14 protein-coding genes are annotated in these 15,640 nt (G+C 69.2%); 4 read left to right on the top strand and 10 right to left on the bottom strand.

The features are described from left to right. From ACIOHC_RS29760 to ACIOHC_RS29740, 5 genes are all read right to left on the bottom strand, one after another. Window positions 1–1,671, bottom strand: coding sequence for a GAF domain-containing protein (locus ACIOHC_RS29760; RefSeq protein ID WP_365689993.1), 1,671 nt, complete (start codon window positions 1,669–1,671; stop codon window positions 1–3). 100 nt (window positions 1,672–1,771) lie between these two features. Further along, on the bottom strand, window positions 1,772–2,332 hold the full coding sequence (locus ACIOHC_RS29755; RefSeq protein ID WP_401844695.1) for a CBS domain-containing protein: 561 nt from the start codon (window positions 2,330–2,332) through the stop codon (window positions 1,772–1,774). Between the two features lie 511 nt (window positions 2,333–2,843). Next, window positions 2,844–3,077 carry a hypothetical protein gene (locus ACIOHC_RS29750; RefSeq protein ID WP_365689956.1) on the bottom strand — a complete coding sequence of 78 codons (234 nt, stop codon included), beginning with the start codon at window positions 3,075–3,077 and terminating at the stop codon, window positions 2,844–2,846. A gap of 560 nt (window positions 3,078–3,637) precedes the next feature. Then, complete coding sequence (locus ACIOHC_RS29745) at window positions 3,638–4,201, bottom strand: HPP family protein (RefSeq protein ID WP_401844693.1); 564 nt, start codon at window positions 4,199–4,201, stop codon at window positions 3,638–3,640. Window positions 4,202–4,385: 184 nt separating this feature from the next. Beyond that, the gene (locus ACIOHC_RS29740) at window positions 4,386–4,526 is read right to left on the bottom strand and encodes a hypothetical protein (RefSeq protein WP_351085265.1); all 141 of its coding nucleotides are present in this window, start codon (window positions 4,524–4,526) and stop codon (window positions 4,386–4,388) included. A gap of 554 nt (window positions 4,527–5,080) precedes the next feature. Here ACIOHC_RS29740 and ACIOHC_RS29735 point away from each other — a divergent pair. After that, entirely contained in the window at window positions 5,081–5,536 is a 456-nt protein-coding gene (locus ACIOHC_RS29735) for a universal stress protein (RefSeq protein ID WP_365689958.1), read from the top strand. A 612-nt stretch (window positions 5,537–6,148) separates the two neighbouring features. Here the strand turns inward: ACIOHC_RS29735 and ACIOHC_RS29730 are convergent. After that, a complete protein-coding gene (locus ACIOHC_RS29730; RefSeq protein ID WP_365689959.1) occupies window positions 6,149–7,372 on the bottom strand; it encodes a saccharopine dehydrogenase C-terminal domain-containing protein in 1,224 nt (407 codons plus the stop codon). Between the two features lie 118 nt (window positions 7,373–7,490). Here ACIOHC_RS29730 and ACIOHC_RS29725 point away from each other — a divergent pair, with 118 nt between their 5' ends. After that, the gene (locus ACIOHC_RS29725; RefSeq protein ID WP_351086250.1) at window positions 7,491–8,216 is read left to right on the top strand and encodes a TetR/AcrR family transcriptional regulator C-terminal domain-containing protein; all 726 of its coding nucleotides are present in this window, start codon (window positions 7,491–7,493) and stop codon (window positions 8,214–8,216) included. Between the two features lie 249 nt (window positions 8,217–8,465). On the opposite strand, the gene ACIOHC_RS29720 is transcribed toward ACIOHC_RS29725, so the two are convergent. Together ACIOHC_RS29720 and ACIOHC_RS29715 are read right to left on the bottom strand one after the other, a co-directional pair. Beyond that, window positions 8,466–11,423, bottom strand: a complete 2,958-nt coding sequence (locus tag ACIOHC_RS29720; RefSeq protein WP_365689960.1) for an aminotransferase — start codon at window positions 11,421–11,423, stop codon at window positions 8,466–8,468. 66 nt (window positions 11,424–11,489) lie between these two features. Next, window positions 11,490–11,930, bottom strand: a complete 441-nt coding sequence (locus tag ACIOHC_RS29715) for an Lrp/AsnC family transcriptional regulator (RefSeq protein ID WP_351086246.1) — start codon at window positions 11,928–11,930, stop codon at window positions 11,490–11,492. Between the two features lie 600 nt (window positions 11,931–12,530). Here ACIOHC_RS29715 and ACIOHC_RS29710 point away from each other — a divergent pair. Further along, on the top strand, window positions 12,531–12,698 hold the full coding sequence (locus tag ACIOHC_RS29710; protein ID WP_351086255.1) for a potassium-transporting ATPase subunit KdpA: 168 nt from the start codon (window positions 12,531–12,533) through the stop codon (window positions 12,696–12,698). A 19-nt stretch (window positions 12,699–12,717) separates the two neighbouring features. Here ACIOHC_RS29710 and ACIOHC_RS29705 read toward each other — a convergent pair whose 3' ends face one another. Beyond that, complete coding sequence (locus tag ACIOHC_RS29705; protein WP_365689961.1) at window positions 12,718–14,046, bottom strand: phosphoribosyltransferase family protein; 1,329 nt, start codon at window positions 14,044–14,046, stop codon at window positions 12,718–12,720. Between the two features lie 371 nt (window positions 14,047–14,417). Between ACIOHC_RS29705 and ACIOHC_RS29700 the strand changes: the two genes are divergently transcribed. Beyond that, window positions 14,418–14,897, top strand: a complete 480-nt coding sequence (locus ACIOHC_RS29700; protein ID WP_365689962.1) for an Hsp20/alpha crystallin family protein — start codon at window positions 14,418–14,420, stop codon at window positions 14,895–14,897. Between the two features lie 93 nt (window positions 14,898–14,990). Here ACIOHC_RS29700 and ACIOHC_RS29695 read toward each other — a convergent pair whose 3' ends face one another. Further along, complete coding sequence (locus tag ACIOHC_RS29695; protein ID WP_365689963.1) at window positions 14,991–15,410, bottom strand: site-2 protease family protein; 420 nt, start codon at window positions 15,408–15,410, stop codon at window positions 14,991–14,993. Window positions 15,411–15,640 lie beyond the last annotated feature (230 nt).

Below are 15,640 nucleotides of genomic sequence, written 5' to 3'. Positions count from 1 at the left end.
TCAGGACAGTCGCAGTGGCACACGCCAGCACAGCCGGGTCCCGCCCTGCCCCGCCGCCCCCACATTCAGCTCGCCGCCGAGTTTCTCGGCGCGCCGCGCGAGGTTGTCGAGCCCGCTTCGGGAACCACCGTGCTCGGGCATGCCCACACCGTTGTCGGACACGACCAGGTTCAGCGCCCCGTCGCCCACCATCAGCGAAATGTCCACGGCCGTCGCCCTTGCGTGGCGAGCGACGTTGCTCAGTGCCTCGCCGAGGACAGCGATCACCTGGTCGGCGATCTCGGTCGGCACATCCGTATCGATCAGACCGCCCATCCGCAGGGAGGGCTGGAAGCCCAGGGTCCGTGCGGCCTGCTCGGCCGTGGCCGCCGTCCGGGCGCGCAGCCCCTGGCCGGCCCGGCCCGAGTCACGCGCGCGGAGTCCGAAGATGGTGGATCGGATGATCTTGATGGTCTCGTCCAGGTCGTCCACCGCGCGCAGCAACCGCTCGCTCGCCTGTGGCTGTTCCACGAGCCGCACCACGCTCTGCAGCGTCATCCCTGTGGCGAACAGCCGTTGAATGGCCAGGTCGTGCAGATCCCGGGCGATGCGGTCACGTTCCTCCAGCAGGGCGATCTGCTCGGCGGACTCGCGGCGTTCGGTGAGTTCCATCGCCAGGGCGGCCTGTCCGGCGAACATCAGCAGGGGCTTGGTCTCCGCATCGGTGAAGGCGGGACGGTTCCGTACCCGGGCCAGCAGCAGTACTCCACGGGTCCGCTCCCCCGTCACCATCGGAACCGCGACAGCCGGGCCGAGTCCGGGCCACCTCGGGGGGCCTTCGGTGATCCTGGGGTCGTGTGCGACATCCAGGCTGGTAATCGGTTCGCCCGCGTCGAGAGCCGCGCCGACGAACGATCCCTCACGTGGCAGGATCAGACCGCGATGCATCTCGGCGTCCACGCCCGATGCCAGTACCACACGGAGGGACTTTCCCTCGGCGCCGTCGGGAAGTGCCAGGACACCGAGATCCGCGCCGAGAATACGCGAGGAGTGATCGATGATCATGTCCAGGATGTACACTTCGTCCTCTCCGCTCAGGAGGCCCGCGACGATCTCACTGTTGGCTTCCTGCCAGCGTTGACGGTCACGCGTCCGCGCATACAGGCGGGCGTTCTCGATGGCCACCCCCGCCGCCACCGCAAGTGTCGAGAGCACGGTCTCGTCCTCGGCGTCGAATTCGCGGCCGCCCCGTTTCTCGGTGAGATACAGATTGCCGAACACCTCGTCGCGGACCCGGACGGGAACCCCCAGGAACGAGTGCATCGGAGGATGGTTCGGCGGAAACCCGTGGGACGACGGATGCTCGGAGATTTCCGCGAGCCGCAACGGCTCGGGGTGGCGAATCACCCCGCCAAGGATGCCGTGCCCTTCGGGCAGTGGGCCGATGGCCTCACGCCGCTTCCCCGTGATGCCCACCGGCAGGAACTGCGTGAGCCGGGTTCCCTCACCCACGACTCCCAGGGCTCCGTACTCGGCATCGACCACAATGACCGCGGCCTCGACGATACGGTGCAGCACCTGGGACAGGTCGAGCCCTCTGCCCACCGACATCACGGCGTCCAACAGGGCGGCAGTCTCGGCAGGACCGCGCTTCACGGTGTCGAGGCGCCCCTGGAGGTCCTCCGGCAACATGCTCAGCCGACGGCGCTCCTCGCCGCAGTGTTCGGTTCCGTTGTCGCCCACGGCGCCTCCGTCTCGCCCCGCACGTCCCGGGGCCGGCCACACCTCCACGTTAGTGTCCGCGCGCAAGTGGCCGCGCGCCGGGAAGCACCTGGAAGTGACCCGGGCAGGTGCCGTACGCCACCCTGCGCGCCGGGCGGCGAGGCCCGGAACGATGACGCGGACCGCGTGCCTGCCGACGGAGTCGGGACTCCTGCGTCACCCTGTGACAGCATTGAGGTGATCGATCACTTCGGTCACAGTCGTCGATGTTCTTGATCTCCGCGAGGAGCCGCGGGACAGCGGCTTCCACCGTCCGGCCACTGACGTCCACCACGCCGTTGCGTACGGTGATCTCGACGGTGTGCCGCGCGGCCGGAAGGTCTTCGGCGAGGATCCTCGACCGAATCTCCTCGCGAATCCTGCCGTCATCGCGTATCAGCGCGTTGAGCAGTGCGTTCCTGTGCACAACACCGATCAGGCGGCCCTCATGGTCCGTCACCGACAGGCGCTTGAGACGCGACAGGGACGCAAGCCAGGTGGCTTCGGCGACGGTTGAACCCGGGAACACGGTGACGGCCGGAGTGGTCATCAGCGCCTCGGCGGTCTCAGCACGGGCCAGGCGCCGTTCCACCTGCTCCTACGGTAGGCGACGCGCGAGGTCAGCCTCGCTGATCATGCCGACCAGGCGATGGGGCCCGCCCGGATACGGCTGGCCGGACCCGCCCCGGCCCTGGCGTGACCGGCGAGGGACCGAACAGCCCGCGTGGACACCGGAGGGCCCGAAGCACCCGAGAGGCGAGACCAATGGGCACTGGCGCGCTACCGGTACGCGTGCACAGTGGCAAACCCCGACCACGATGCCGGCTCCGGCAGCCCCGACCGCGCGGCACCGGACCACGACCGAGCTTCGAGCTTGTGGCATGTCCTGCCGCCTTGAGACCGGCCGAACCCAACAGCAGTCCCGCGATGCCACCGGGCCCAGGTACCGACGACCACAGGCATCCTCGGCCGCACCGAGGATGCCTCGGCGGACTTACCGCGGATCGGAGCGCCGTCGGGCCTCTGTCGCTGGCCACCTGCCGGTCCGGCGACGGATCGTTGCCGCCGACCACCGCGAAGCCGAGGGCCAGCAGCTATCAAGTTCAGGCGTGATCCACGAGTTGCGCAAAGCCCTTCTGGCGCGCGCAGTGTGCGCAGCAGAAGAACTGTCCGCCCGATTGAAGGCCATGACCGAGGATGCGGCATTGGCAGTTCTCGCAGTTCGGTGCCATCTTCTGGGCGGCACACTCAATGCTGTCGAATGTATGGACGACTCCTGCCGCATGCACCTCGAACGCCATCTCGTAGTCGTTGTTGCAGACCTCACACACGGCCATGAATGACCAGCTCCTCACTGGTACACGGATTCGACCGGCCATTTCGCCGGCCCCTGGGAACGTAGCGAGAAACCCCATCGAACCTGGGGCGGCACGTTCATCCGCATATGGCCGGGCCGGAGGAAATCATTCATATGGGCGCGTGAGGCTCCCGGTGATGCTCGTTCGAGAGGCCAGTCGGCTCTGACGAACTCCAGTAGCTGCGACTGTTGCGCAACCTCAGCCCAACAGGGATGGACACTTCGGCCGGTCAGCGCCGGTCAGCAAGGCGTCGCCCCTTCCAGTAGGGCTCGTCCCGGCCGCCGGGCTCTGGACCACTCGGGCCGCCCGCAACATGACTGCCACCCTCGAACGGCTCCGCGTCTCACCTGCAGCCAGAGTCCGTGAGCCGTACCCGCCGCACATCAACGCCTCCCACGATCCGCCTGCAGACCGCGAGGGCCGACGGAGAGCAGCTGGAGCGGACACGGTCCGGGCCTCCAGCCCTCTCACAGCGGATCTGTCAGATGACGCCAGGACAGCCGTACCGGGTGTCACCTCGGCAGCTCAGAGGTGGCCACTCAGGGCACCGCCGTTCCACGGTAGCCCCGCCTGGGCGGGAGCCCAGGCAACACCGTGGACGAGGCCCGTGCCCGCGTGTCAGCGGGTTCCTTCTGTACCGGACGACCGGCGAGGGCCGCGACGATGCCGGATGCGGTCAGCACCCCGGCGAGACGCCCGTCCTCCTCCAGCACCGGCAGGGCGTCGGCGTCGGCATAGCTCATGATGTCGGCTGCGCGGCGTACGGTCTGCTCGACATGGACGAGCGCCGACCTGTGGGCGGGCAGGAGGTCACCCACGCGCAGACCTGACAGCGAGGCGGCCGGTGCCGCACAGACGACCGCCACGTCAGCCCTGTCCAGCAGGCCGGCACAGCGACCGTCCGGATGCACGGCCGGAAGGTGGCGGGAGCCGGATCGCTCCAGCAACTCCCAGGCCACGAGCACGGTTTCGTCGACATCGATCGTGACGACAGCGGCGTGCATCACAACGGCGACCGTCCGCGCCAGGACCTCCTGCTCACCGTGGACCGCCCCCTGCTCCTGCTCCTGCTCCTGCTCCTGCTCCTGCTCCTGCTCCTGCATGATCGTCTCCTCTTGTTTGCGAGCGCCGCCGCGGCGCAACGGGGAGGGCGTCGGCTTCCCGTTCGCCGCGGTCTGGTGGTCGTCCGACCGCTGTGGCCGCCATGAGCGCGTGCCTTCCGACCCTCCTGGGCTTCATGCTCGTACCCTTCTCCGGATCTCGTGCCCTCTTCCGGGCCCGCGCGGCTCACGTCAGCCTGCGCAGACAGGGATCCCAGGCCCGCCGCGGCAGCAGACGTATCCGTGCGTCGACGACGGTGATGCCTTCGGGCCGGGCGACGACCGGGTTGCATTCCGCTTCGGCGGGTTCGGGAAGGTCGTCCGTCATGGGACACCGGGTTTCATCGCAGCACCTCTCTCACGGATCCGGAGGGCAGCAATCCCACAATGGGACGGCCGAGCGGCCTGGCCACAGGGGCCTTCCGGGGCCACCCCGGGGACCGACCGGTCCCGGGATGACTCAAGTCAAGTCGGTGCTCCGGGAGACTTCCGCCGCTTGTCGCGCGCTTCCGGGATCAGGCGGCAGCGTCGTCGGCACCTACTGGTCGGCGTTCGGGCCGCCTATGTCCGCGCGCCCATGACTGGGAGCACAGGTCCGGTTCGGCTGCGCCCGCAAGATCGACTCTGCCCAGCGGTCTCGGACATGGAGCACGGGCCAGGTGGCCCGGAGGCTGTGGTCGCCTGTGACGGGGCCGGGACGGCGACTACTGGCAGACCGCGGCCTGTCGGCGGCCGCCTTGCGGGTCGAGCCGTCATTCCGAGGACAGCGGTGGGCGAGGGCCGGCGGTGATACGCACGCCCCGTCGGCCAGGGGTGGCGAACTGCTGCTGGTCAAGGGAGGGCGGAAACGGAACCGCTCGGAAGCAGCAGGTGGGCGAATGCGTGACAACGCAACGCCCGCTCCACGGATCGTGGCAGTGCTGTTCTCGACGGCTCCGAGCCGTCGAGAACAGCACTGCGGCGGCCGACCGGGCTGAGCTGATCGATGGTGTGGTCGACGCCATCATCGCCTGGGAGTTCCCGACGAGCTGGTACGGCCTGGTGCCGCCCGCGGACACGAAGCCGGCCGACCACCAGGAGCAGGCGCGCAAGCTCCTCGACCGGGTGATCGACGAGGCACTCGGCCCGGAACAACCGGTCGAGATCCGTCCCCGTTCTGCCCAAGGGCACCCAGCCGCCGTCTTGCTGGATGCCGCCGCCGGGGCACGGCTGCTCGTCGTGGGCAACCGAGGCCACGGTGGATTCACCGAGGCCCTGCTCGGCTCGATCGGCCGGCACTGCGTCCAGCACGCCCCGTGTCCCGTCGTCGTACGCGGTCCCCGCCACCAGGAGAAATGAACTCACCCACCGGCAAACGTCGTTGACGCCGCAGCCCGTGGGCCGGAGCCGACGGCGAGATGGGTGGCCCACTGGTTCCGACCCGAGTTCGTTCCGTCGTTGCCGGTCCGAAGCAGGACGGACGCGCCACGACGGCCGGGTATCTCGCCGCCCGCCTCGCCCCTGCCTCCCGCCACTGCCCCGCTGTCCTGAAGCGCCGGATCACACCCTCGAACTGCTGCCGCAGTCGCCCGGGGTACGGGCCGTACCCACCGACCGGAAGACGACGCTCGATGAACTCCCACTCCGCGTCAGCCAGTTGCACTCGCGTCAGGCATGACGATCTACCTGATCAGACTCCGCCACCAAGCCGAATCCGGCAGATCGATCACAACCCGACACCCGCCCTGGAACGCGGGTGCCGTCATCCGCCGGCGCCGGGCGGCGTCGGCTCCCGGGGATCACGGCGATCGTGACGGGTCCGCCAGGAGCACCGACCGGCTTCGACGGCAGCGCGCCGTTGCAAGCGAAGGGCCAGGAGAAGAAAGCACCTGGCTCTGGGCCGACGTGTCGCCCGGCAATACCCGCCCCGGGCGTCGCGCCGTGGCGGCGCTCGCCGCGGTGGCGAGCAGATCAGTGCTCCTCGCGCATCCCCCACGGAGCCCCGTACGCGCCGAGCAGGTCGAGGAACGGCCGGGGCGGCAGCGCCTCGGGGCCGAGGACGCCGCTTGCCTTCCACGTACCGTTCGCGATCAGTTCGAGGGCGATCACCGGGTTGAGGGCAGTCTGCCAGACCACGGCCTGGGAGCCGTACTCGCGCATCGTCCACTCGTTGTCCACGACGTGGTACAGGTACACCTCACGCGCGACGCCGTCCTTCGTCCCCTTGACCCAGGTGCCCGCGCAGGTCTTTCCCTTCATACGGTCGCCCAGCGTGGCCGGGTCGGGCAGACACGCGGCCACCACGTCCCGCGGGGAGACCTGGACCGGACCGTCCGCGCCCGGGACGGTGACCTTCACCGTGGAGTCGAGCCCAAGGTCGCGGAGGGTCTTCAACTTGGCGATGAAGTCGTCGCCGAGGCCGTACTTGAACGTCACACGGCGCACGTCCAGCCAGCGGGGCATGAGAAGGACCTCCTCGTGCTCGACGTTCACGCACTCCACCGGGCCGATGCCCTCGGGGAACTCGAAGACCTCAGGTTGGCTGAAGGGCGCCGTGGTGAACCAGCCGCGGCCCTTCTCGTAGACGACGGGCGGGTTGAGACACTCCTCGATGGTGGTCCAGATACTGAAGGAGGGCGCAAAGTCGTAGCCCTCGACGGTGAGGTTCGCGCCGTCACGGACGCCGATCTCCTCGATCTCGTCGAAGAGTTCATCGGCCGCGTACCGGGCGAACACGTCCGACAGGCCCGGCTCCACGCCCATGCCGACCAGAGCCAGCCGGTCGGCGCTCCCCCAGGCCTCGGCCAGGGCGAACTGCTCGTCGCCGAGCTTCACCCCGCACTGTTCGCAGGGGGCGGTCGGGTGCGGCACGGACAGCGACATTGCCATGTCGACGTAGTGCGCGCCCGCGGCGAGTGCCGCGTTGAACAGCGGCATCACGAACCGCGGATCGGTCGCGTTCAGCAGCACGTCGCAGCCTTCCTCGACGAGGAGACGACGGACCGCCGCCTCGTCGGAGGCATCCAGCCGGCGCGTGCGGAACCGGCTCTCCTGGTCGTCGAGCGCGGCCACGGCCGCCTCGGCACGGGCCAGGTCGTAATCGACGACGACCATGTGGGTCAGGAAGTCACGCCGGGCCGCGATACGGGTGACGGCGGTTCCGACGCCGCCCGCACCCACGAGAAGTACACGCATGTCACACACCATTTCGTCGAGGCAGTCCCGGCGAACGCCCCGGGACGCCTCGATGCAACACGACCTCGACAGCTAAGGTCTACGGCGTTGGCATAATGGGACTCCAAGGGAGGGCACGATGCCCAAGAAGGTGGTTCCGGAGGCGGAACGACGCAGGCGACGGCCGACCCGCCAGGGCACCGTACTGTCGGAGAAGCTGATCGTGCGCACGGCGCTGCGGATGCTGCGCGAGCACGGGAGTGCCGGACTGACCGCCCGCCGCCTGGGCAGCGCTCTCGGCGCCGATCCGAGCACCCTCTACCGGTACTTCGCCGGCCTGGACGACCTGACGCGGGCCATCGGCGAGGAACTGATAGGGCGCGCCCTGGACAGTTGGACGGCCACCGGGAAATGGCGCGCCGACCTGCGCGCCCTGGGCCTGGCCATCCACGCCTCCTATCTCGCCCACCCCCAGGCCGCCCTGCTGACCGCCAGCCGGGTCACCGGCCGCCCCCGGGAGATCGAAGTGGACGAGACGATCCTCGGCATCCTTCGTGGCGCGGGTTTCGAGGACGCGGACACCGTCGGCATATACCACGCGTTCATCGACCTGACCTTGGCTTTCGCCGCCCTGGACGCAGGTGCACTGGCCATCAAAGATGACGCCAGAGAGGCGGACGAGGAAATGTGGACCTCCACCTATGCCCGGCTGCCCTCCGAAACCCATCCGCACATCGCCGCCACCGCACACCTGCTGGCGGACCGGATGAATCTCAGCGCCTATCCGATCGTGCTGGACACGCTCCTGAGCAGGGCGGAGACACGGCTGGTCGCCACGCGAAACCAGGCCACCGGAACTGAGTGAGACCCGAGGCCCCAGCCACCGGATCGGTGGGCCACCCTCCCGCGAGACGCGCGCGGCACCGGCCTGCCAGGGAAACCGTGGCCGGTCGCGCCTGTCCAGACGGGTCCTGCGGTCGTTGATGGCTGCGTCGAGTCCGGCGGATCTCATCCTCAACGTCCCGCATACCGCCGCCCTGTGGGCCTCGGCCCACATCCGCATGAATCACGGTACGAAGGCCAGCCGCTCGGGGTTCGCCGCTCTGTGCGGGAGTCAGCCGGAGTGGCCGAGTTGAGTGAGGGCACGGTCCAGCATGTCGGCGAAGAAGTCGACCGCGGTGACGTCGATGCACAACGGCGGTTTGATCTTCAGGATGTTGAGGTGATCGCCGGTCGGCTGTACGACCACGCCGAGGTCGAGCATGCGGTCGCAGAGTTCGGCGGTCTCTTCCGTGGCGGGTTCCAACGTACCGCGGTCGCGGACGAGTTCGAGGCCGAGATAGAGGCCCGAGCCGTGGACGGCACCGATGATGCCGTAGCGATCCGTCAGTGATTCGAGTCGCTTCTTGAGGCGATCTCCGACCCGCACCGCGTTGCCCTGCAGGTCCTCGTCACTCAGGGTGTCCAGGACGGTGAGACCCACGACGCTGGAGACCGGACTGCCACCGGTGGAGGAGAAGAAGTAGCCCTGGTCTCGGTACCGTTCGGCCACCGCCTTGGACGTGATGACTGCGCCGAGGGGGTGACCGTTGCCCATGGCCTTGGCCACACAGACGACGTCGGGGACGACCTGCTGCTGCTCGAAGCCCCAGAACCAGTGGCCCAGACGGCCGTAGCCGACCTGCACCTCGTCGGCGACGGCCAGGCCGCCGTGGCGGCGGACCGCCGCGTACACCTCGGCGAGGTAGCCGTCGGGCAGGGCCACTCCCCCGGCGTTGCCGTAGTAGGTCTCGCTGACGAACGCCCCTGCCGGGCGGCCCGAAGCGGCGAGCTCGTCGATCGACGCGACGGCCTCCGGCGCGTAGCGCACCGCGTCAGCCCCGCGGTGTCGGCCGCGGTACGAGTTGGGCGAGTCCACTGTGTGCACCCAGCTCGGGCGGGTGGCGAGGGCGTTCGGGTTGTCCTGGAGCGAGGTGGAGACGGCGTCGGACGCATAGGTCCAGCCGTGGTATGCCTCGCGCAATGCGACGACGTCGTGCTGTCCGGTGGCACCGGTGGCAAGCCGGAGGCCGAGATCCACCGCCTCGGAACCGGAGTTGACCAGGAACACCGTGTCCAGCGGCTCAGGCACAAGGGCGGCGAGGCGTTCGGTGAGCTCCACCACCGAGGCGTAGTGGAAGCGCGAGTTGGTGTTGAGCCGTCGCAGCTGCCGGGAGACGGCCTGCTCGACGCGAGGGTGGGCGTGCCCCAGTGGCGTGACGTTGTTGACGACGTCGAGGTAGGAGCGGCCGTCGGTGGAGAGCAAATGGTGGCGCCAACCACGCTCGATGCGGGGAGGGTTGGCGTAGTAGTGCTCCTGCACTGTCGCAAACACGGCATCACGACGGTCGAGCAGGTCCAGGTGCTCCGCACGGTCGGCGGCTGGGAGACCGAGGAGCGGGGTGGGGTCGGCCGTGAGCGCGAGCCAGCCGGCGGCGTACTCGGGGCGTACCAGGTGCGGGATGACGGGGCTGTCGGCGTGGCGCAGCGCGACGTGGATCGATGTTCCGGAGGGGACATCGGCGAGGTCATCGCCCGTCCGGACCGTCGAGCCGGTGGAGACGACCGGCTCGACCGCGCTGGGGAAGGTCAGCGTCAGCACCTGCGTGCCGAAGTTGATCTCCACACGACCCGGTGACGCGGCAAGGACCTCTCCTGCGGCAGGGGCCTGCGCTACGGCGGCCCGGCCGAGCCACAGATCGACACCGGTGGGCACCGTGGCGGGAGAATCGGCTGACAGTGCCGGAGCCCGAGTGAGTCGTGCGCGCGCGTACCTGGTGGCCACCGCAGCCGCTCCGTCCGCGAGCGCGGCGGCCGCCAGTCGACCCTCGGCGTCGGCTTCAAGCCACGCTCCGTGGTCGGTGGAGTCGGCGCCTGTGGACAGGTCGAGGAGGGTGATGTCGTCGGCGGCGAGATCGCGCAGCAGGGAGCGTCCGGGTGCGTCGGCTCCAGCAGGCGCGTCGGTCATGCCGAGCGCGTCCTTGACGAGGTGGGTCATCACCGGAAGCGGTAGGCGGGTGGCCTGCTCGAATATGCGCCACTCGCGGTCGAGTGCAGCCTTGGCGTAGTCGTTGTCCTCGTCGACGGATGCCTGGTGACGCCCGCTGACAACCAGGGCAGCGGCGCGCAGCACCACGAGCGGCCACAACGCTTCCGCCTCCTCCGCGGAGAGCGGTCGTACGGCGTGGAAGGCCTGGACGGCGGTCAGCACATGGTGGGGTTCGACACCGCTGTGGTGAAGCATCGAGGAGAGTGACACGGCCAGTTCGCCGACGGCCCAACTCGTGGTCAGATCACCGAAGTCGATGACTCCGTCGGGCATCGGCAGGCGACCCTCGGAGGAACGGATCAGGTTGTCGTCCGTGAGGTCGAGGTGAACGGCCTGCGATGGCAGCACGGCAGCGAGATCCTGGACCCGCGCCCAGGCATCGGCGGCCGCGGCGTGAATGGCGGTGCGCCGGTCGGGCTCGTCAATGTGCTCGGCGAGCTTGACGACGACACGGTCGGCGTGGCGCGGGTCCCACTGGAGAACACGCTCCAGGCCCGGGTGCCGGAAGTCGCGCAGGGCGGTGCTGACCCTTGCGACGATCGTCCCCATGGCCGCCATCGTGCTCGGGGACAGGTGTCGTGGGCCCGAGAGCGGGCCTCCGGGCAGATACCGCAACAACCGCACGACGGTCGGCCCGCTCTCGGTGTCCACCATGGTGCACCGCGGGGAGCCGTCGGGTCGGCGCAGCACGGTGGCGATGCGCAGTTCCCGGTGCGCCGCGGCTATCAGGTCGGCGGCGGCGTCCTGGGCTTCGATCTCCACGGGACCGAAGGCGGGGTTGGCGATCTTCAGGACCGCGAGGGCCGTCCCGTCGTCGGCGCGCAGCAGGAAGTTGGCGTCCTGCTGGCTTCCCAGTGGCTCCGCACGAGCGGAGAGCCCAAGGTGCCCGGCGGCTATGCGCTCTGCCTGAATGCATGTCACCTGTGGTGCTGGCAGGGAAACTTGAGCGAAGAAGTCGATGGTGCGGTGCGCGTCGTGCGGCATGCGCGGGTCCCTCCTCTTGGCGGGTGGAGCGTGGGGTGGGCGGACAAGGCGGATGTTCGGGTGCCTCTAGTCGACTTCCCACATGAAGCGGTGGGTGTGAATCGCGAAATAGGGGAAGCTCTCCACGGATGCGACTCCCTCGACGGCCCGTACGACGTCGTTGATGAAGTCCAGAAGGTCACGGGGGCTGCTGCACACAACTTCGGCGAACAGGTCGTAGCGGCCAGAGGTCAGGACGGTGTAGACGACTTCGTCGTGCCGGGACAGTTCATCGGCGACCGCTCTGGAATCTCCTCCGATGCGCAGGCCCAGGAGCGCCACCGTCTGCTGGCCCATGGTCATCGGGTCGGTCACCCCCACGACCTGGACCACCTTGGTGTCGATCAGTCGCTGCAGCCGGAGCCTTGCGGCCGAGGGCGACAGGCCCACCTTCGGTCCCAACTCGGCGTAGGGAATGCGACCGTCGATCTGCAGCTCCCGCAGGATGGCCCGGTCGATGTCGTCCATGAAGCACCTCTCTCCTCTGCGTGAACGGCATGCCGCACATTCGTTTCAAGCACAATGAAGGATCTACACGCTCGAATCAAGTGTTGCGACGATGGAATCGAGCGTCGCCGAAGGCACTTGCCGGTCTGCCACCGGCTCGATCTGCTGCTGGGCGTCCACCGGAGGGGCTGCGGCTGTTCGGCCCACTCGCGGCATGGGGGCCGGACAACAGGGACGAGTCGGCCAGCCAGCTGCGGCTGGACACCAACACGGCGACGCAACTCCGACAGGCACCCGTAGCCCGCTCAGCGAGCGGCAACGGAGCCCAGGCCGCCGTCTCATGGTGCCCGTGCGCAGCAGCCTCACGAACGGGCTGTGTCGCCCAGACGCGGGACGGCTCCGCCTGGTAGGCCGTGATGGCTTGCTGGAGGCTGGCGGCCTTGAAGCCGAGCATGCGCGGTTGGCAGGCTTGGTCCGGACCAGGACCTTGTCGGGCCGGGTGACGCCGACGCGGGTCAGGAGCCTGATCGGCCATGTCGGAGCCGTCGCGGAAGACCGGCCTCTGCCGCTGCAGGGCGGCGAACAGCGCCCGGCTGGAGACTACTTCCGTCGTAGGCCGCCATCGCGCTGCCCCAGGACGGGGCAGCCGACATCGGCAACCCCGGGCCGCACGGCCTCACCGAGCTGATCTACACCTACACCAGCAACACCCACGCCAATGGCAGCTCGATGGCCGGCCCGGCCCTGAGCCGCACATTCCCCTCGTCCCGGCTGAGCACCCGCCTGTGACCTGAGCACGCGTTCAGGCTCAGGCCGCCCCATGAGAAACCGGGGCCATGTGGTCGGCGAACCAGTCACGGGCCAGATCGGTGACCTGCTCCAGGGCACCGGGTTCCTCGAAGAGGTGAGTGGCGCCGGGGACGACCGCGAGCCGATTCTCGCAGCGCAACCGGGCTTGTGCCTCGCAATTGAGGTCGAGCACCAGCTGGTCGTGGCCCCCGACGATCAGCAGCGTGGGCGCCGTCACCGCCGGCAGTCGTGGCCCCGCCAGGTCGGGCCTGCCGCCCCGCGAGACGACCGCGGCGATCCGCGCACCTGGCTCGGCGGCTGCCCACAACGCGGCTGCCGCGCCGGTGCTGGCGCCGAAGTACCCGACAGCGAGCCCTTCGGTCTCCGGCTGTCCTGGCAACCAGCCGGTGGCGTCCGCCAGTCGCCGGGCCAGCAGGCCGGTGTCGAACACGTTGGCCCGATCGATCTCTTCCTCCTCGGTGAGCAGGTCGAACAGCAGGGTGCCCAGCCCGGCCCGATTCAGTCCGGCGGCCACGAACCGGTTGCGCGGGCTGTGCCGACTGCTGCCACTGCCGTGCGCGAACACCACGATCCCGCTCGCGCTCTCGGGCACCGTCAACTGTCCGCGCAGCACCACCGCGCCAGCCCGCACGTCCACTTCCCGATCCTCGAGCACGGCGTGACGCGACTCAGTCCGGGTGCCCACCGGGCGGGCGGCCGCCTCTTCCAGACAGGCGACAACCTCGTCGTCGTCGACCTGGGAGAAGTCGATTGTGTAGAACTGTCCGACCGCAAAGAAGTTCCGCGGGGTGTGCAGGCATATCAGTTCGTCGGCTTCCTCGCCGAGCCGTGCGGTCCAGTCGTGAGGTGCCACGGGGACGGCGAGCATGATCCGTGCAGCCCCGCGGGCGCGTGCGATCCGGCAGGCCGCGCGCGCTGTGGACCCCGTGGCCACCCCGTCATCGACCATCAGCACCGTACGGCCTTCCAGCCCGATCGGTTCCCGCCCGCCCCGGTACCGCTGAGCACGGCTCTCCAGCACCTCCCGCTCACGGGCCTCGACCTCAGCCAGCTCGTCCCGGGTGATGTGCGCCGTGCGGACCACGTCATCGTTGATCACGCGTACCCCGCCCTCGCCGATCGCTCCCATTCCCAGCTCCGGCTGGAAGGGCACGCCCAGCTTCCGCACCAGGCAGACATCCAGCGGCGCGCCCAGCGCCTCGGCCACCTCCGCAGCGACCGGAACCCCTCCACGGGGCAGGCCGAGCACCACCACCTCGGCCCCCTTGAGGTGCGCCAGCCGGGCGGCCAGTTGCCGGCCGGCATCACGACGATCCATGAAGAACACGATCCGACCTCCTCGTCCCTGGGAAACCCATGGGCGACGTGTGCGCCCCGTACCTCCATCCTCGCCCCTTCGCTGGTGCCTGTTACGCGGGCGGGCACGCGTGAGGCCGTGCTCGACGGGACCTGTCCGGGGTCCACGAGCACTTCGAGGTGGTGGGCTGCGCTTCTCTCACCTCTCACCGAGGAACTGTGTACCGGCGACGTCACGGCAGTCGGCTCGAACGAGTGTGGCGGCCCACGTTCCGGCCTCGGGACCGGATCGCTCCGGCGGCCTTCGTGCGACACATCGGTTCTTGCCCGATTCGCGAGGCGACAGGCAGCCACGCAGCATGGAGGTGTACCCGAATCGTCATTTTGCGGAGGTGAACCGCGATGGGTCTTCCCGTCGTACACCGCAGGCCCGGCCGTCTCCTGGAACGGCCGTTCCCCTCGCTGGGCTGGAGCGAGCCGACCGCCGCCGAGTTCGATGACCTCTTCGAGCGGATGAACCGCTTCCTGGGAGCCGTCGGCACCGAGCCCTCCGCCGGGGCATGGTCGCCCCTGACCGACCTGCACGAGACAGACGACGCCTACGTGGTCGAGGCGGAGCTGCCCGGGATCGAGCGTCAGGACATCGACATCGAGATCAGCGACCGGGAACTGTGCATCACAGGGGAGTACAAAGAATGTGAGCGTGAGGGCGCCCTGCGCCACAGTACGCGGCGCGCCGGGCATTTCGAGTACCGGACGCTGCTGCCGACGGACCTCAAAGCCGAAAGGGTCACGGCGACGCTGGCCGACGGGGTACTGACCGTCACCGTGCCCAAGGCGCAAGCGGCCAAGCCGCACCATGTCGAGATCGCTCAGGCCTGAGGCATGCATGGCGGTGGGGGCGGTTCCCAGCACCCACCGCCATGAAAGGGACCCTCCGTTCCCAGGAGAACTCGGTGGCACCGGGCTCTGGCATCATCGACAACCGGTGTCGACTCCCACGCACAAAGCCAGGCGAAAATGCGTTCGACTCTTCGGCTGATGGCCGCCGACCGCAACCTCACGCTCCGCGCCGGTCTCCGGCAGTGAGTGACCGGACGCGCGCAGCAGCCTGCCCCCGTCCAGACGTGCGGCGGGCACCGCGTTGAAGACCGCGAGCAGCACATCGATGCCTGCCAGCCACGCCACCATCTCCACCACGATCCCGTACACGGACGCCAGGTGGAGCAGCCACGCCCCGAGTGTGAACAGCCCACCCAGAAGGAGGCTGACGAGCGGGCCGACGCCGGCGATCCTCAGCTCCGCGCCGGGGCTGTACGCCTCGCCCTTGGGCCGGGCCGCTCCGCCCAGCAGCCACAGGACCCCGGCGGATCCGCCCCAGAACGTCGCCCGCACAGCTCTCTCCCCTGCTCAAACCGCATCCGACGCGCAGCGTCCCGCTTCGACCACCGCCCGCCTCGTACCGTCGGGACGAGGCGGGCGCACAGATCCCGATCCCCGTGGCAATGCCGGGTGGGCGCGCACCACCGCCACCTGTGGGGACACCCTCCGGGGCACGGGCCTCGACCCGGCCGGCTGATCGGGAGTGATACGCGGTGTGCGCACCACGTCATCGTTGGTCACGC

Origin of the sequence: Streptomyces sp. NPDC088252, from assembly GCF_044740965.1 — a bacterium.
GTDB lineage: Bacteria > Actinomycetota > Actinomycetes > Streptomycetales > Streptomycetaceae > Streptomyces.
The sequence above is the reverse complement of the archived record's forward strand: the minus strand, read 5'-3'. Positions and strand labels throughout refer to the sequence as shown.